This is a genomic window from Sphingomonas prati, assembly GCF_014643515.1.
Classification (GTDB): Bacteria; Pseudomonadota; Alphaproteobacteria; order Sphingomonadales; family Sphingomonadaceae; genus Sphingomonas_R; species Sphingomonas_R prati.
Genome location: NZ_BMJP01000005.1, coordinates 201,304 through 218,013, shown reverse-complemented (window position 1 = coordinate 218,013; position 16,710 = coordinate 201,304). Strand labels below are relative to the sequence as shown.

Genomic DNA, 16,710 nt, shown 5'->3' with positions numbered 1-16,710 from the left:
ACCCACTCAAATGCCGGGACGCATGATGAAGATGATCCGCTACGCCGCGTTGCTTGCCTGCGCCGCCGTTCCCGTGATGGTGGCCGCGCAAACGGCGCCGACCGAGGTGACGATCGAGTCCGGGCGAATCCGCGGCGCGGTGGAGGGTGATGTGCTCGCGTGGAAGGGCATTCCGTTCGCCAAGCCGCCGATCGGCGAGAATCGCTGGCGGGCGCCGCAGCCGATCCGCTGGTCCGGCGTGAAGCTGACGACCGACTACGGCCATGACTGCATGCAGAAACCGTTTCCAAGCGACGCCGCGCCGCTGGGCACCGAGCCGTCCGAGGACTGCCTGGTGATGAACGTGTGGCGGCCGGTCGGTGCGCCTGCGAATGCGAAGCTGCCCGTGATGGTGTGGATCTATGGCGGGGGGTTCGTGAACGGCGGATCGTCGCCCGCGGTCTATAGCGGGGCGAAGTTCGCCGAGCAGGGCATCATGTTCGTCAGTTTCAACTACCGGCTGGGGCGGTTCGGCTTCTTCGCGCACCCCGCGCTGACCGCGGCGCGCGAGGGGATGCTGGGCAACTATGCGTATATGGACCAGGTCGCCGCGTTGCAGTGGGTGAAGCGCAATGCCGCCAGCTTCGGCGGCGATGCGGGCAATGTGACGGTGATCGGCGAGAGTGCGGGCGGCGGATCGGCGATCAACGTGCTGACGTCGCCCGTGACGCGCGGGTTGTTCAACCGGGTGGTGGTGATGTCGGGCGGCGGGCGCGCGCCGTTGCTGCCCGCGCGCAAGATCAGCGTCGATCAGCCGCAGGTGCCGTCGGCGGAGACGATCGGGCTGAATTTCGCGAAGTCGGTTGGGGTCGACGGGACCGGGCCGGACGCGCTGCGCAAGCTGCGCGCGCTGTCGGCGGACCAGGTGTTGCAGGGCTTGAGCATGATGCAGCTGTTCGTGCCGCCGGGCGGTCTGCAGACCTATGTCGGCGGGCCGATCGAGGACGGCACGATCGTGACCGGCACGCCGCAGTCGCTGCTGGAGGCGGGTCGGCAGGCGCCCGTGCCGGTGATGATCGGGACGACGAGCGCGGACATCGGGTTCGGCGGGGCGCCGACAAAGGACGCGCTGTTCGCGACATTCGGCGCGGCGGCGGCGGCGGACCGCGGCATGACGGAGCCGGCGCGCTATGTCGCGGGCATGGTCGCGCGGGCCGGGCAGCCGGCTTATTATTACCGCTTCTCCTATGTCGCGGACAGCGTGCGCGACGCAGCCGGGCGGTGCGACGCATGCCAGCGACATCCCGTTCTTCTTCGACACGGTACAGGCGAAATATGGCGCGGCGCTGACGCCCAGGGATGCGGCGATGGCGCGGACGATTAACCGCTATGTCGGCAATTTCGCGAAAGCGGGCGATCCGAACGGCGGCACGCCAGCGCGCTGGACGCCCTACACGCCGGCCAACGATTTCCTGATGGATTTCGCGGCGGACGGCAGCCCGCGCGGCGAGCCCGATCCGTGGAAGGCGAAACTGGATCTCGTCGCGGCGTCCAGCAGTCCGGTTCAGTAGCGGCCGCGGGTGGGGACCGTCTGCGACCCGCGGTCGGGCGGGACATCCGTGCTGAAATAATCAAACTCGCCGGCGCGGAAGGTGGCGGTTGCGCGGGCGAGACCGCGATCGTTTTGCCGGCACGTGGCGGTCCGTTCGATCGGGTCGGATCATGACGGCGTCGCGGGCCGTTACCCCAGGCACGTGCGATGACGGAGACTGACATGGACTATGTGAAACTTGGCGCGACCGGGCTCGACGTGTCGCGGCTGTGCCTCGGCTGCATGACGTTCGGGGTGCCGGCGCGCGGCAACCATGCGTGGACACTGGACGAGGCGGCGAGCCGGCCGATCCTGAAGCGTGCGGTGGAGGCGGGGATCAACTTCTTCGACACCGCCAATGTGTATTCGGACGGGACGTCGGAGGAGATCGTCGGGCGCGCGCTGAAGGAGTATACGCGCCGCGACGAGGTGGTAATCGCGACCAAGGTGCATGGCCGGATGCGGCCGGGGCCGAACGGCGCGGGGCTGAGCCGCAAGGCGATCATGGCGGCAATCGACGCCAGCCTGACGCGGCTCGGGACCGACCATGTCGACCTGTACCAGATTCACCGGTTCGACCCGGAAGTGCCGATCGAGGAGACGCTGGAGGCGCTGCACGACGTCGTGAAGGCGGGCAAGGCGCTGCATATCGGCGCGTCGTCGATGTTCGCATGGCAGTTCGCGACGATGTTGCACACCGCGGACGCCAATGGCTGGACGCGGTTTTCGACGATGCAGGATTATCTGAATCTGCTGTACCGCGAGGAGGAGCGCGAAATGCTGCCGCTGTGCGCGGCGGAGGGGATCGGCGTGATCCCGTGGAGTCCGCTGGCGCGCGGGCGGCTGACGCGCGACTGGGATGCGGAGACGAGCCGGTCCGAGACCGACGAGTTCGGCCAGACGCTGTACCAGCAGACCGCCGATGCGGATCGCCGCGTGGTGGAGCGGGTGGCGGAGATCGCGGGCGAGCGGGGCGTGCCGCGTGCGCAGATCGCGCTGGCGTGGGTGCTGGCTAAGCCGGAGGTGTCGGCGCCGATCGTGGGGGCATCGAAGATCTCGCATCTGGACGACGCGCTGGCGGCGCTGGAGATCGGCCTGACCGAGAGTGAGATCGCGCGGCTCGAGGAGCCTTATGTGCCGCATGCGGTGGTCGGTTTCTCGTGAGCGACCTGGCGGGCGATCTGCCGGCGGGGGCGTTCGAGAAGCAGGATAGAGGCGACGACCTGGCTTTCTATGCGCCGCCGCGGTTGGTGACGCATATCGACGAGCAGGCCGTCGCGGCGTTGTTTGCTTATTATGGCGCCACGCTGCCGTCGGGCGGGGTGGTCCTGGATCTGATGTCGAGCTGGGTCAGCCATTTGCCGGATGATTTGCCGATCGAGGAGGTGATCGGGCACGGCATGAACGCGGTGGAGCTGGCGGCGAACCCGCGGCTCGACCGGTGGTTCGTGGCGGACCTGAACGCTGCGCCGGTGTTGCCGCTGGAAGATGCGAGCGTGGATGGGGCGCTGTGCTGCGTTGGGGTGCAGTATCTGCAGCAGCCGGTGGCGGTGTTCAGCGAGGTGCGACGCGTGTTGCGGCCGGGCGGGCGGTTCGTGGTCAGTTTTTCGAACCGCTGTTTCCCGACGAAGGCGGTGCGGATCTGGCAGGCGCTCGACATGGGCGGGCAGGCGGAGCTGATCGCGCTGTACATGGCGCGCGGGGGATTCTCGGCGTCCGAGCAGGTCGTGTTGGCGGACGGGCGGGCGGGTGATCCGCTGGTCGTGGTGACGGGGACGGTCGCATGAAGACGGTGGCTTTGCCGGACGGCACGCGGGTCCCTGCACTGGGGCAGGGAACGTGGATGATGGCGGAGGATGCGCGCCGCCGGCCGCAGGAGATCGCGGCGTTGCGGGCCGGGATCGACTGCGGACTCACGCTGATCGATACCGCCGAAATGTACGCGGACGGGGCGTCGGAGACGCTGGTCGGCGAGGCGATTGCGGGGATGCGCGAAGGGTTGTTCGTGGTCGGCAAGGCGTATCCGCAGAACGCGTCGCGCGGGCGGTTGCGCGCAGCCTGCGAGGCGAGTTTGAAGCGGCTCGGGACCGACCGGTTCGACCTGTACCTGTTGCACTGGCGGGGCTCCGTCCCGTTGGCCGAGACGGTGGAGGCGATGGAGCGGTTGCGGGAGACGGGGCTGATCGCGCGGTGGGGGGTGAGCAACCTCGATACCGACGACATGGTCGAGCTGGTCGAAGCCGGCGGGGAGGGGTGTGCGACCGACCAGATTCTCTACAATCTGACGCGGCGCGGACCGGAGCATGACCTGTTGCCGTGGCTGGCGGCGCGCGGGATGGCGACGATGGCGTATAGCCGGTCGAGCAGGGGCGGCTGGCGCGGAACGCGGCGCTGGGCGAGATCGCGCGCGATCTGGATGCGACGCCGGCGCAGGTCGCGCTGGCGTAGACGCTACTGCGCGATGACGTGATCTCGATCCCGAAGGCCGGCACGGTGGCGCATGTCGCGGAGAACCGGGCCGCGCTGGATCTGGTGCTGGACCGCGAGACGATCGGCCGCTTGGATCAGGCGTTTCCGCAGCCGGCCGGGCCGGTTCCGCTCGGGATGTACTGACGCCTCACTTGCGCTCGGCGTCGGTTTCGGCGCGGATCGCGGCGTAGCTGTTGCCGGGTTTCCAGCCGGGCCAGTCGGTGGTGTTGGCGATGCGCTGGCCAAGCGTGAGCGCGACCGACGCCTCCTGCGCGGTTCCGGCGAAGGTCCAGGCCGGGTCGAACGCGTCGTTGGGCTGATGATAGCGGAGCTGGTTGTAGGGGCCGACGATTGCGTTGCCGGCCGGGACCCCGCCTTGCACGAGATCGCGCCCCGCGCGGAACGAGAGTGCGGGTACGCCGCGGCGTGCGAAGGCGAAATGGTCGGAGCGGAAATACCAGCCGGCCTCCGGGTTGGGCTCGTCGTCGACGCGCAGGCCCTGGTCCTTGGCGACCGCCGTGAAGCTGTTTTCGAGCGTGGTGCGGCCGCTGCCGACCAGTTCGATGTTGCGCGCGGCAGGCGGCGCGACGTGCGGGTCGAGGTTGATGACGGCGGCGGTCCTGGCCAGCGGGTGGAGCGGGTGGGCGGCGTAATATTCCGCGCCCAGCAGGCCTTTCTCCTCCGCGGTCCAGGCGGCGAAGATGACGGTGCGAGCCGGGCGGTTGCCCTTGGCGAAGGCGCGGGCGACCTCGAGCAGTTCGGCGGTGCCGGTGGCGTTGTCGATCGCGCCGTTGCGGATTCCGTCGCCGGTCGCGTCGGGGCCGTTGGTGCCGTTCGCATCCCAGTGCGCGCCGTAGAGTACGGCTTCGTCCGGGCGGGTCGCGCCGGGCAGGCGGGCGACGACATTGTGGCTGGTGACGGGTGTCGTGCGGACGCTGCCGTCGGCGGAGAAGCGCGTGTCACCAAGTGCAAAAGCGCGGAAGGCGGGGTTGCGGGCGCGCTGTTTCAGCCTGGCAAGATCGAGGCGTTGCGCGGCGAGCAGCCGGGCGGCGACGTCGCCGCGCAGCCAGCCGCTAAGTTTGAGCGGGGAGGGGGACATCGGCGCGGGGGCGAAGGCGGGGAGCGCGTCGCCGCTCGCGACCTGGAGGAAGGGGTAGCTGGCGGCGGCATCTTCGTGGATCACCAAGACGCCGGTGGCCCCGGCCTTTGCCGCGGCCTCGAACTTCATGCCGACGCGGCCGGCATAGGCCATGCGGCGCCCTTCGAAACCAAGGTCGCGGCCGGCCTCGAAATCCGGATCGTTGGCGAGGACGAGCGCGATCTTGCCGCGCATGTCGACGCCGGCATAGGCATCCCATCCCAGGGCCGCATCGACGATGCCGTAGCCCGCGAAGACGACGGGCACGTCGACGAGCGCGGTGTGGCCTGTGTTGCGGAGCGAGAGCGTGGCGTCGCGGCCGGGGAACAGTGGGGTGGTGCCGCCGGCGGTCTTTAGCGTCATCGTCGCGCCGGGCAGGCGGTCGATCCGGACGAGCGGGACATCCTGGTGCCAGCTGCCGTTCGGGCCGGCGGGCTTGAGGCCCATGGCGGCGAAGGCCTCGGCGAGGAATGCGATGGTGCGCGCCTCGCCGATCTCGCCCGGGCCGCGGCCGGCGAAGGCGTCGGACGAGAGCGTGCGGACGTCGGCGCGGATCCGGTCGGCGGAGATCGGGGTGGCGGGCGCGGCCGCGGCGAGGAGCAGGGTCAAGAGCATGGCGCGAGCATCGGGCAAAAGACCGCATCCGCGCAAGCAATTGCAAACATGGGCGGACGCGGTTCATGGACAAAGCGGGTCGTACGGGTCATCGTCCTGCGAAGCCCATGCCGGGTGACCTGTCATCGACCCTCCGGGAGTGTGCATGCGACGCCGCCAATTCATTGCCTCCGCCAGTGCCGTTGCGGCCACCGTCGCGCTGCCGCGGGTCGCCTCGGCCGCGGTGGGGAGCCGCGACGCCGACCTGAAGGCGATGCTCGACCGGTTCTTCTATGCGCGGTTGCAGGACAGTCCGGAGCAGGCGACGTCGCTCGGGCTCGATACCGGCGCGCGGGCCGGGCTCAAGTCGAAGCTGGGCGATGCGTCGCGTGCGGGCGAGGCGCGGCAGTTCGCGCGGGCGCGGTCCGAACTGAAGGCGCTGCGCACGATCCCGCGGACGGCGCTGGGCGACGAGGCGAAGCTCGATTACGACGTGGTCGCATACAGCCTCGATCGGGTGATTGCGGGCGAACGCTATGATTTCGGGGCGAGTGCGGGGCGCTATGCGCCTTATGTGCTGACGCAGCTGACCGGTGCGTATCGCGACGTGCCGGATTTCCTGGCCAACCAGCATCAGGTGAAGAGCGCGGCGGATGCCGACGCCTATGTCGCGCGGGTCGCGGCGTTCGGCGGGGCGATCGATGCCGAGACCGAGCGGCAGCGGCAGGACGCGGCAAAGGGCGTGTTCGCGCCGGACTATATCCTCGACACCACGCTGAAGCAGCTGGGCGCGGTGCGCGACAAGGCGGCGGAAGCGAGCGGGCCGGTGATGGACCTGACGGCGAAGCTGAAGGCGGCGAACCTGCCCGGTGACCGGGCGGAAGCGGTGCGCCGGTTGATGACGGAGCAGGTGTTCCCCGCGCTCGACCGGCAGCGCGCGCTGGTGGCGGACCTGCGCAAGCGGGCGGCGCATGATGCGGGCGTGTGGCGGCTGCCCGACGGAGCGGCTTATTATGCCGCCGCGGTGAGCGCGGCGACGACGACCGAGATCACGGGGGACGAGATCCACCGACTGGGCCTGGCGCAGGTGGCCGAGATCGGCGCGCGGATCGACGGCATTCTGAAGGCGCAGGGGATGAGCCAGGGGAGCGTCGGCGATCGGCTGGTCGCGTTGAACAAGCGGCCGGACCAGCTGTTTCCCAACACCGATCCGGGGCGCGAGGCGTTGCTGGAACAGTTGCGCGGCGTGGTGACGGCGATGACCAAGCGGTTGCCCGAGCAGTTCGCGGTGCTGCCGCGTGCGCCGGTCGAGGTGCGGCGCGTGCCGGAGGCGATCCAGGCGGGTGCGCCGGGTGGCTATTACCAGTCCGCGTCGCTCGATGGGACGCGGCCGGCGATCTACTTCATCAACCTGCGCGATACGTTCGATCGGCCGAAGTTCGGGCTGGCGACGTTGAGCTATCACGAGGCGGTGCCGGGGCATCATCTGCAGGTGATGTCGGCGCTGGAGAGCGAGGACATTCCGCTGATCCGGCGGCGCGGGTTCTACTCAGGCTATTCGGAAGGGTGGGCGCTGTATTCGGAGCAGCTGGCCGACGAGATGGGCGTGTATGACGGCGATCCGCTGGGGCAGGTCGGGTACCTCCAGTCGCTGCTGTTCCGCGCGACGCGGCTGGTGGTCGATTCCGGCATGCATGCCAAACGGTGGAGCCGCGAGAAGGCGACCGATTACCTGATCGCCACGACCGGGATCGCGCGCGGGCGGAGCCAGGGCGAGATCGATCGCTACACCGTCTGGCCAGGGCAGGCGTGCAGTTACAAGATCGGCCATACGGTCTGGGTCAAGCTGCGCGACGAGGCGAAGCGCAAGGCGGGCGCGAAGTGGGATCCGAAGGCGTTCCACCGCATCCTGACGATGGGTGCGATGCCGCTGACGGTGCTGGAAAAGGTCGCGCGCGAGCGGATGGCTTAAGGCTCGTGATGTTCGAGGGGGGGCAGCCGTCGCGCGACGAGATTGCCGAGGCGATCGGGCGGGGCGCGCCACTGGCGTTCGTCGGGTGCGATCTGGACGGGATCGATCTGGAGGGGTTCGACCTGCGCAGGGCGCGGTTCGAGCGTTGTACGCTGCATGAGGCGGTGCTGAAGCATGCGTTGCTGGAGCGGACGGCGTGGACCGGGTGCCGCGGGCGGATGGTGGCGTTCACCGGCGCGGACCTGAGCGATGCGGCGATCGCGACGTGCGATTTCAACAATGCGGATTTCCGCGGGGCGGTGCTGACGTCGGCGCGGATCCGCGGGAGCAAGCTGACGGGGGCGGACCTGACCAAGGCGGCGACGATCGACCTGGAGATCGACGAGACGCTGCTGATCGATGCGAAGCTGCCGGGGATGGCGTTCAAGGGGCATCGCCTGGCGCGGGTCGACATGACGCGGGCGGACATCCGGAAGTGCGATTTCCGGTCGACGGTCTTCGACGAATGCAGCCTGCGCGATGCAAACCTGGACGGGGCGCGGTTTGCGGGGGCGGACCTGCGCGGGGCGGACCTGGGCGGGCTGCGGGTGCAGGATGCGGCGGCGTATCGCGGGGCGACGATCTCGCAGGAGCAGGCCGGGCAACTGATGCAGGAACTCGGGCTGCGGCTGGGGTGAGCGGGATTGCGATGACCGATCCGGTGAAACCCGACCGGGCGACGGCCGGCAACATCGCCATCCTGGACGCGGCGCGGGCCGTGATCGCGGAGCAGGGGCTGGCGGGGATGAGCCTGCGCACGGTCGCGCAGCAGGCGGGACTGTCGGTGGGGGCGATCAGTTACCGGTTCGGGGACCGGGCGGCGCTGGTGGCGGCGATCTTGGAGCGCGAAATTGCGGTCAAGACTGCGGAGCGGGTGGACTGGACGGCAAGGGTGCGTGGGGTGGACCCGGTCGCGGCCGAAATCCTGCCCGATCTGGTGATCGCCTGGCTGGAGGCGGGGGCGGGGGCGCGGCGGACGTCGGCGATCGTGACGTGCGAGCTGGCGTTGCTGGCGAGCCGCGATCCGGCGGCGTTGCCCGGGATGGCAACGCTGTTCGCGGCGGTCGATGCAGTGTGGAGTGACCTGTTACCGGACGATGCGGGACTGGCGCGGCGGATCGCAAGCTATTGCCGGGACGAGCAGCCTTTTTCGATTCTGTTGTCCGGAGACACTGATTACCGGTTGCTGCGGCAATCGACGGTGCGCGGGTTGCTGCGCGATCCGGGGGCGGCGGTGCGGCCCGCATGGGGCGAGTGGCATATGGGGCTGGTCGAGCGGCTGGCGGTGCCGGCGGCTGTCGCGCTGGGCCAGACGACGGTGCCGGAGGGGGCCAAGGCGGTCATCGCCGGGCATGCGGCGGACGTGATCGTGGCGCAGGGCGTCGCCGCGCTGTCGCACCGTGTGGTGGCGCAGGCGTCCGGCATCGCGGTGTCGAGCATCGCGCATCATTATCCGAGCCACCGCGACGTCCTGTTCGCCGGGGTCGAGGCAATCTACCGCCGGATGCGGGCAGGGATCGTGGCGGGGGGCAGGACGCCGCCGAGCAGCAGCGACATCATCCGGCTGACGCACGAATGCGCGCTGCATGCGCTGTCCAACCCAGCGTTCTTGCCGTTCGCGATCGATATGCGGCGGCGGCGGGCGGAGAATGTCCATCCGCAGATCGCAGAATGGCTCGACATTCCGATGGGATCGGACCGGGCGCGGGTGCAGGCGGTGGTCATGGGGTTGATCGGGGAGGGGCTGCTGAATCTTGCAACCGGACATCCTGCGCCCGTCCTTGCGGAGGCCATGAGCTGGATGAGCGGTACGGTACGATCGTTTTGAAAAGCCGATACTCGAAGGAATATAAACCAGTACGATCGTATTAAAAGAGTCACTGAACGTCGCTAGCGACCGCCTCGAGACATTCGGGGACGGAGCAAGATGGTGACCATGTTCATGAGGCGGCGGCAGATTTGGTTGGCATCGTCGGCGCTGCTTGGGGCGACCGTGCCCGTCGCGACACAGGCGCAGGCGCAGGCGCAGACTCAGGAGGCGACCCCGTCGCGCGTCGATGCGGACGCGTTGTCCGACATCGTGGTGACGGCCGAGCGGCGTTCGGCGAGCAGCCAGAAGGTGCCACTGGCGATCCAGTCGGTGAGCGGGGCGGCGCTGGCCGCGACCGGCTATACGTCGCTGACCGACCTGCAATATATCACGCCGGGCGTACAGTACGACCCGACGCAGGGCGCGGCGTTCCAGATCCGCGGCGTCGGCAGCACCTCGTTCGATTTCTCCAACGCCAAGTCGGTCAGCGTCGTGGTCGACGATGTCGTGATGGATGCGCCGCGGGCGAACGGCCTGACCGGGCTGGTCGATATCGATCGGGTCGACGTGCTGCTCGGGCCGCAGGGGACGCTGTTCGGCAAGAACGCGACGTCGGGCGTGATCGCGGTGACCACCGGCATGCCTAAGCTGAGCGAGACGACGGTGCGGGCCAGCGCCAGCCTGGGCGAGCATGACGAGCGCATCCTGAACGGCACGGTCAACGTGCCGCTGGGCAGCATGGCGGCGCTGCGCGTGTCCGGGTTCGACCAAGCGTTTGACGGGTTCGGACGCAACGTGACGCTGGATAAGAAGGTCGGGTCGCAGCACGAATATGGCGGTCGCGCGCGACTGTATATCGAGCCGTCGTCGAGTCTGAACTTCACGCTGTCGGGCGATTACGCGCATCACTGGGACAGCAGCGTGCGGACGCCGGTGTCGGGCCAGCCGGCCAACGTGACCGCGATCCTGAACGAACTCGGCGTGTTCCCGGGGCCGAAGAGCGCGGATACGGCGGACTCGTCTTACGGCAATATCGAGACGGAGGAGGCGGGCCTCTCGTTCCGCGTCGTGGCCGACCTAGGTGGGCTGACCCTGACGTCGATCAGCGCGTACCGTTACAGCCGTTACGATAATTCGACGCCGGCCAGCCTCACGCCGTACGACCGCTATGCCTATATCCCGTTCAACATCGGCAATCTCGATACCGACAAGGTGAGCGAGGAGATTCATCTGGCATCGCCGACCGGCGGTTTCGTCGAGTGGCTGGTCGGCGGGTTCTACAACAAGCTGAAATCGCGCCAGACGCAGTTGCAGTGGAGCACCGGCGGGGAGCCACTCTACGATGCCAACGGCACGCCGAAAGCGACGCTGATCGCGCTGACCGGCGCGCTGGGCGTCGATGCCAATGCGTCGCTATTCAACGCGACCAACGAGACGATGGCCGGGTTCGGGCAGTTGAAGTTCAACCTGACCCCGACGCTGAGCGTCTCGGTCGGCGGACGTTACACGCGTGATGTCAACTCGCAGGGGCTGGACTTTGTCACGATCGATCCGGAGCCGATCACGGGTTATAACCCAACCTTCGTCGGATCGAGCGCGGCGCCGGCGCTGAGTTATGGCAAGGTGAAGGGCGACAATTTCTCGTACCGGATCGCGCCGCAGTATCAGGTGGCGCCGAACGTCATGCTCTACGCAAGCTATTCCACCGGGTACAAGCCAGCGGGGATCGCGTTCGTCGGCAACAAATATGCGCCGTACCGCGACGAGACGGTGAAGGCGTGGGAGGGCGGCATCAAGTCCGAGTGGCTGGGCCACCGGCTGCGCGTGAACCTCGACGTGTTCCGGTCCGACTTCAAGGATTTCCAGGCGACGATCCTGACGCAGATCCCGGACGGATCGGGCGGGCTGATCAACGCGACGGTGATCGGCAATGCCGGCGGGCTGCGGACGCAGGGTGTGGAAGGCAGCATCACGGCGCAGCCGCTGCCGGGGCTGACGCTGTCAGGTTCGGGGAGCTACACCGATGCGAAGTTCACCGACTATGTCTACAACGCGACGACCAACTATACCGGTACGAGGCTGACCAACGCGCCGAAATGGGCGGGGACCGCGGCGATCGACTATGCGCATGAGCTGCCGTCCGGCGCGGGACTGAAGGCGCATGTCGACTATGCGTATCGCGGGGAAGTTTGGACGGTGGTCGGCCAGCCGGCCTATTCCAACGTCCCGGCCTACAGCCTGGTGAACAGCCGGCTGTCCTATTCGCTGCCGGGCAAGCGGGTCGAGGTCGGCGTCTATGGGCGCAACCTGTTCGACCAGTATTTTTCGACCGGGTGGCAGCAGTACGGCGTGCTGGGGCTGCTGCACTACACCTCGCCCAATGCGCGGCGGACGCTTGGCGGTTTCGTCAACGTCAGCTTCTGATGCGGTTCGGGGATATGACGAGCATGAAGACGATCCTTACGGGTGGCCTGCTGGCCGCCGCGTCGCTGGCCGGTGTCGCGGTGGCGAAGGGCGACGCCAGCGCGGCGCTCGACCGGTTGCCGATCAACGCGATCCAGGTGGTGGGCACGCACAACAGCTATGCGTTGCCGGCGGACCCGCGCGTGATGGCGATGATGGCGCCGCGGTTGTCCGCGCTGATGGCATCGATGACGAAGACCATGACGCCGGAACGGCGCGCGGCGATGGAGGACGAGCATCCTGGCAAGTCGAACGACATGGCGAAGACGCTCGATTATGTGCAGATGCCGCTCCAGGCGCAGTTGCGCAGCGGCGTGCGCAGTGTCGAGATCGACCTGCAGCCCGATCCGAAGGGCGGCGCCTATGCCGATCCGCTGCCCTATCGCGAGTTGCGCGCGCAGGGGGCGACCGAGCTTGCGCCGACCTATCGCGACGAAATGCTGAAGCCCGGCATGAAGGTGTTCCACGTCGCCGACCTGGATTTCCGCAGCCAGTGCCCGACGTTCCGGTCCTGCCTGACGCTGCTGCGGCAATGGTCGGATGCCACGCCGGGTCACAGCCCGGTGTTCGTGCTGCTGGAACCCAAGCTGTCCGGGTTGGACAAGGTGATCCCCGGCGCCGCGGTGGTGCCGAAGTTCGACCGGGCGGCGTTCGAGGAGGTGGATGCAAGCATCCGGAGCGTGCTGGGTCGCGACAAGGTGTTCACGCCGGACGACCTGCGCGGCGACATGACGACGCTGGAGGCGGCGGCGCTGGCGAAACGCTGGCCCACAGTCGCGCAGGCGCGTGGCAAGTTCGTGTTCCTGTTCCTGGTGCCGGGGATGAATTTCCCGGCGTTCGCGCCGTATCTGGACGCGCGGCCGTCGTTGCAGGGGCGGATGGCGTTCGTGCAGGGGAGGCCGGGGATGGCGCATACCGCGTTCATGCTCTTCGACAACGCGCTGACGCGCGGGGGGGATATCCACGATGCGGTGCGCAAGGGCTACCTCGTCCGTACACGGGCGGACATCGATACGGCCGACGCGCGGACGGGCGAGACGCGCCGCCGCGATGCAGCGCTGGCGAGCGGGGCGCAGATCATCTCGACCGATTATCTGACCGCGCCGAACATCTACGCGAACGACTATCATGTCGCGCCGTTCGCGAACGGGTTTCGGTGTGATCCGGTGGTGGCGTCCTGCCCGGCGGTTCGGTGAAGCGGGATGCGGCGGCGTTCCAAGACGACGCCGCGGACGCGCCTTATGCCGCAACACGGACCGACAGGCGGACGGTTCTGGGCTGGCCGGGGTAGATCCAGACGCGGCTGTAGGAGCTTTGCGCGTAATGGGCGTCGAACAGGTTGTCGGCTTCGAGGCGGAGCGTGAGGCGCGGGGAGAATGTGTATTCGACCGCGGCCTCCGCCTTCAGATAGTCGGGCAGCAGGACGACATCGGTTTCGAGCGAGCCGGCGCGGTCGCCGACATAGCTCACGCCGCCACTGACCGACAGGCCGCGGCCGGCGGCGTCGAGGAAGTGGCCGAGCGCGAACAGCGTCGCGGCTTGTTCGGGGACGTTCAGGACCTCGTCGGTCGGGAAGCTGCGATCGTCGACGCGGGCGTGGGTCCAGGCGTAGTTCGCGACGAGCTGCCAATGGCGGCCGAGTTTCAGCACGGCATCGGCCTCGATCCCGCGGCTTTTCAGGTCGCCGACGGGGGCGAGGAAGTTGCTGTCGACCGGATCGTTGGTCAGGATGCCGCGCTTGCGGATGTCGAACCAGGTGACGGCGAGGTCGAGCCCGGGCCAGCGGCCGGCGATGCCCGCCTCGTAACCCTTGCCCGTTTCGGGTGCGAAGCCCGCGCCGAGCCGGTCGGTGCCCGAGTTCAGGACGAAATTCTCGCCCCAGTTGCCATGGAGCGAGATGGCCTGAGTCGCCTGGTATTTGGCGCCGAGGCGGAAGTTCAGCGGGTGATCGGCCGTCTGGCCGACGACACCGGTGTTGTTGTTGCGGATGCGCTGACGATACGCGTCGAAGCGCGCACCGCCCGACAGGGTCAGCCGGTCGGTGACGTCCCACATGTCCTGCACGTAGAGGGTGCCGGACCGGCGTTTCTCGCGGTTGTTGGTGAACGGGAGCAGCGTCGGCGGGGCTTGGCCATAGACCGGGTCGTAGACGTCGATCGCATAGGGGGCGCCGGCGGTCGGGTTGCGGCGCATCCAGCGTTCGGCATAGTCGAGGACATAGCCCTTCAGCCCGATGCTGGTGCGGTGGTTGCCGATCGTGCCGGCGAGTTCGATGCGCGCCGACAGATCGTCCACCTTGAAGTCGCGCGAGCGGCGCTGGCGCCAGAGGGTACGGTCGTCAACCAGCCGCGACTGATCGGAGGAAAAGCCCTTCAGCGTGCCCGTCCGCCAGGCGACGCCGCCGTTGAGCGACCAGCCGTTGCCCAGTTCGGCGAGCGCGGTCAGTTGGTGGCGTAAATTGCGGAAGCGGGTCGGGCCGTCGTTCGGTTCGCCGTAGTAGCGCGAGCGGGGCAGCGCGTTGGCATCGCCCGCGATGGCGGGGATGCCCCGATCGAACAGCGTGTCGAACCGCGTGATCTCCCCGACATAGGTCAGCCGGACGGTGTCGCTCGGCCGCCAGGTGAGCGACGGGGCTACGACCGAGCGGTCGAGGCCAACATGATCGCGCCAGCCGTCCGAACTTTCGGTCGCGACCACGAGCCGCGCGGCCAGCGTCTGGGTCAGCGGCAGGTTCGCGTCCAGTTCGACGCGGCGCGTGTCGAACGAGCCGTAGCTGTAGGTCGCGACGACGGCGGGGTCGAAGCCGGGCGACTTGCTGACGATGTTGACGCGGCCGGCGGGATCGATGTCGCCGAACAGCGCGCTGGCCGGGCCCTTCAGGACCTCGATCCGCTCGGTCGTGGCGGGATCGCGCGGGGGGCCCATGCCGCGATTGGCGAGGAAGCCGTCGACATAATATTCGGCGCCGCCGTCGGGCGTACCGAGAAAGCCGCGGATCGCGAAATTGTCCATCACGCCGCCACGGTTGTTCTGGTTGCTGATCCCGCTGACCAGTTCGAGCGCGTCGGACAGGCGGTAGGTGCCGGCGGCGGACAGCAGGTCGCGTTCGATCGACCGGCTGGATTGCGACATCGTTTCGGTCGCGAGATCGGACGAGAGGGTTGCGTCCGCGCGGGTGCGGCGGGTACCGAGCACGACGATCTCCTCCTCGCGGACGCGCTCCTCCGCTGCCGTCGCAGGTGCCGCGTCGGGCACTTCGGCGAAGGCGGGCAGGGCGCAGCAGAGCAGCGGCAACAGGCTTGCCGCGGACGATCGTTTCGACAAGGGAGGTTGCCTTCCTGGTGATGATGTATCATCGCAATTGGTGGAAGGGAGTATCTGGTGTCAACCGTATCGAACAACTTTCAGGACGGAGCCGGCGTCCCGGCGCCGGCGGTCCGGGTGCCGCGGATCGCGGCGATCGACGCGTTGCGCGGGTTCGTCATCCTGCTGATGCTGGTCGATCATACGCGCGAATTCTTCTTCCTGCATGCGCAGGTCAGCGACCCGATGGACCTGGGCAGGACCGCCCCGGCCCTGGTGTTCACGCGGCTGGCGGCGCATTTGTGCGCGCCGGTGTTCGTGGCGCTGACCGGGCTTGCCGCGTGGTTATACGGTGCCCCGCGCGGTGGGGCGCGGGCGGCGTCAGGGTTCCTGTTCAAGCGCGGGCTGTTCCTGATCGCGCTGGAATGGACGGTGGTGAACTTCGCCTGGACGTTCGATGTGACGCCGGCGACGGTCTATCTTCAGGTGATCTGGGCGATCGGGGTGTCGATGGTGGCGCTGGCCGCGCTCGTCCATCTGCCCCGGCCGGCGATCGCGGCGGTCGGGTTCGCGATCGTGCTGGGGCATAACTTGCTCGATCCAATCGCGGTCGGGCCGGGTGATGCGGGGCATGCGCTGTGGGCGGTGCTGCACGACCGCGGCTTCATCGACCTGCCGTGGGGCGGGCAGGCGCGGACATCCTATCCGGTGCTGCCGTGGATCGGCGTGATCGCGCTGGGTTATGCCATGGGGCCGTGGTTCGCGAGGGGTGCGTCGCCGGAGTGGCGGCGGCGGGCGTTGGCGGTTGTCGGGTCGGTTGCGCTCGCGGCGTTCGGCGTGCTGCGCGTACTGAACGGTTATGGGGAGCCGGTGCCGTGGACGGCTGGTTCGGGCGGGCTGGAAACGGTTCTGAGCTTCCTCAACCTCACCAAATATCCGCCGTCGGCCGATTTCCTGCTGCTGACGCTCGGGATCGGGGCGTGGCTGCTGCTGCTGTTCGAGCGGTTGCCGACGCGGATGGCGGGGATGCTGGTGGTGTTCGGATCGGTGCCGTTGTTCTTCTACATCCTGCACCTCTACCTGCTGCACGGATTGAACCGCGTCGTGGGGGCGGTCGGCGGCGCAGAGGGGCTGGTGAGCGTGCCGACGGTCGGCGGAATCTGGGCGGTGGCGGCATGCGTCGCGGTGCCGTGCTGGTTCGCCTGCCGCCGCTTCGCCGTGGTCAAGCGCGCGAGCAATGCGTGGTGGATGCGGTATCTCTGACCTCGGTTCCGGGCAGGAGTCTCCGGCATGGTCATGCATACCACTTTGACACCAAACGGTCACCTGTCCGTCATCGAACCATAGTCTGT

General features: G+C 68.2%; 12 protein-coding genes and 1 pseudogene. 11 read left to right on the top strand and 2 right to left on the bottom strand.

Going from position 1 to position 16,710, the window contains the following annotated elements:
• The first annotated feature begins 22 nt into the window (after positions 1-22).
• From IEX50_RS14855 to IEX50_RS14840, 5 genes and pseudogenes are all read left to right on the top strand, one after another.
• Positions 23-1,363, top strand: coding sequence for a carboxylesterase/lipase family protein (locus IEX50_RS14855; protein WP_229674084.1), 1,341 nt, complete (start codon positions 23-25; stop codon positions 1,361-1,363).
• Positions 1,281-1,550 carry a carboxylesterase family protein gene (locus IEX50_RS17550; protein WP_229674096.1) on the top strand — a complete coding sequence of 90 codons (270 nt, stop codon included), beginning with the start codon at positions 1,281-1,283 and terminating at the stop codon, positions 1,548-1,550. Before IEX50_RS14855 ends, IEX50_RS17550 begins: the two co-directional genes overlap by 83 nt.
• A gap of 203 nt (positions 1,551-1,753) precedes the next feature.
• Positions 1,754-2,734, top strand: a complete 981-nt coding sequence (locus tag IEX50_RS14850; RefSeq protein WP_157177139.1) for an aldo/keto reductase — start codon at positions 1,754-1,756, stop codon at positions 2,732-2,734.
• A complete protein-coding gene (locus IEX50_RS14845; RefSeq protein ID WP_157176975.1) occupies positions 2,731-3,357 on the top strand; it encodes a class I SAM-dependent methyltransferase in 627 nt (208 codons plus the stop codon). Before IEX50_RS14850 ends, IEX50_RS14845 begins: the two co-directional genes overlap by 4 nt.
• Positions 3,354-4,183, top strand: a pseudogene (locus IEX50_RS14840) (aldo/keto reductase). Before IEX50_RS14845 ends, IEX50_RS14840 begins: the two are co-directional and overlap by 4 nt.
• Before the next feature lie 4 nt (positions 4,184-4,187).
• Here IEX50_RS14840 and IEX50_RS14835 read toward each other — a convergent pair.
• Positions 4,188-5,792: a M28 family peptidase gene (locus tag IEX50_RS14835; RefSeq protein ID WP_157176976.1), complete on the bottom strand. Its 1,605-nt coding sequence runs from the start codon at positions 5,790-5,792 to the stop codon at positions 4,188-4,190.
• A 145-nt stretch (positions 5,793-5,937) separates the two neighbouring features.
• On the opposite strand from IEX50_RS14835, the gene IEX50_RS14830 reads away from it, so the two are divergent.
• The 5 genes from IEX50_RS14830 (at position 5,938) to IEX50_RS14810 (ending at position 13,251) form a co-directional block, all read left to right on the top strand.
• On the top strand, positions 5,938-7,743 hold the full coding sequence (locus IEX50_RS14830) for a DUF885 domain-containing protein (RefSeq protein WP_157176977.1): 1,806 nt from the start codon (positions 5,938-5,940) through the stop codon (positions 7,741-7,743).
• A gap of 8 nt (positions 7,744-7,751) precedes the next feature.
• Positions 7,752-8,420 carry a pentapeptide repeat-containing protein gene (locus IEX50_RS14825; protein ID WP_157176978.1) on the top strand — a complete coding sequence of 223 codons (669 nt, stop codon included), beginning with the start codon at positions 7,752-7,754 and terminating at the stop codon, positions 8,418-8,420.
• Between the two features lie 11 nt (positions 8,421-8,431).
• Positions 8,432-9,610 (top strand): TetR family transcriptional regulator, encoded by a 1,179-nt coding sequence (locus IEX50_RS14820; protein ID WP_157176979.1) that lies wholly within the window; start codon positions 8,432-8,434, stop codon positions 9,608-9,610.
• A 108-nt stretch (positions 9,611-9,718) separates the two neighbouring features.
• Positions 9,719-12,016, top strand: a complete 2,298-nt coding sequence (locus tag IEX50_RS14815) for a TonB-dependent receptor (protein ID WP_229674095.1) — start codon at positions 9,719-9,721, stop codon at positions 12,014-12,016.
• A gap of 23 nt (positions 12,017-12,039) precedes the next feature.
• Entirely contained in the window at positions 12,040-13,251 is a 1,212-nt protein-coding gene (locus IEX50_RS14810) for a Ca2+-dependent phosphoinositide-specific phospholipase C (RefSeq protein WP_157176981.1), read from the top strand.
• 43 nt (positions 13,252-13,294) lie between these two features.
• Here IEX50_RS14810 and IEX50_RS14805 read toward each other — a convergent pair whose 3' ends face one another.
• Positions 13,295-15,379 carry a TonB-dependent siderophore receptor gene (locus tag IEX50_RS14805; protein ID WP_229674082.1) on the bottom strand — a complete coding sequence of 695 codons (2,085 nt, stop codon included), beginning with the start codon at positions 15,377-15,379 and terminating at the stop codon, positions 13,295-13,297.
• A 57-nt stretch (positions 15,380-15,436) separates the two neighbouring features.
• On the opposite strand from IEX50_RS14805, the gene IEX50_RS14800 reads away from it, so the two are divergent.
• Positions 15,437-16,621 (top strand): acetyltransferase domain-containing protein, encoded by a 1,185-nt coding sequence (locus tag IEX50_RS14800; protein WP_229674080.1) that lies wholly within the window; start codon positions 15,437-15,439, stop codon positions 16,619-16,621.
• The last annotated feature ends 89 nt before the right edge of the window (positions 16,622-16,710 follow it).

Excerpts from the sequence above, each read along its gene's own strand:
- IEX50_RS14855 (WP_229674084.1), top strand. The coding sequence starts at position 23 with ATGATGAAGATGATCCGCTACGCCGCGTTGCTTGCCTGCGCCGCCGTT.
- IEX50_RS14850 (WP_157177139.1), top strand. The coding sequence starts at position 1,754 with ATGGACTATGTGAAACTTGGCGCGACCGGGCTCGACGTGTCGCGGCTG.
- IEX50_RS14835 (WP_157176976.1), bottom strand. The coding sequence starts at position 5,792 with ATGCTCTTGACCCTGCTCCTCGCCGCGGCCGCGCCCGCCACCCCGATC.
- IEX50_RS14830 (WP_157176977.1), top strand. The coding sequence starts at position 5,938 with ATGCGACGCCGCCAATTCATTGCCTCCGCCAGTGCCGTTGCGGCCACC.
- IEX50_RS14825 (WP_157176978.1), top strand. The coding sequence starts at position 7,752 with ATGTTCGAGGGGGGGCAGCCGTCGCGCGACGAGATTGCCGAGGCGATC.
- IEX50_RS14820 (WP_157176979.1), top strand. The coding sequence starts at position 8,432 with ATGACCGATCCGGTGAAACCCGACCGGGCGACGGCCGGCAACATCGCC.
- IEX50_RS14815 (WP_229674095.1), top strand. The coding sequence starts at position 9,719 with ATGTTCATGAGGCGGCGGCAGATTTGGTTGGCATCGTCGGCGCTGCTT.
- IEX50_RS14810 (WP_157176981.1), top strand. The coding sequence starts at position 12,040 with ATGAAGACGATCCTTACGGGTGGCCTGCTGGCCGCCGCGTCGCTGGCC.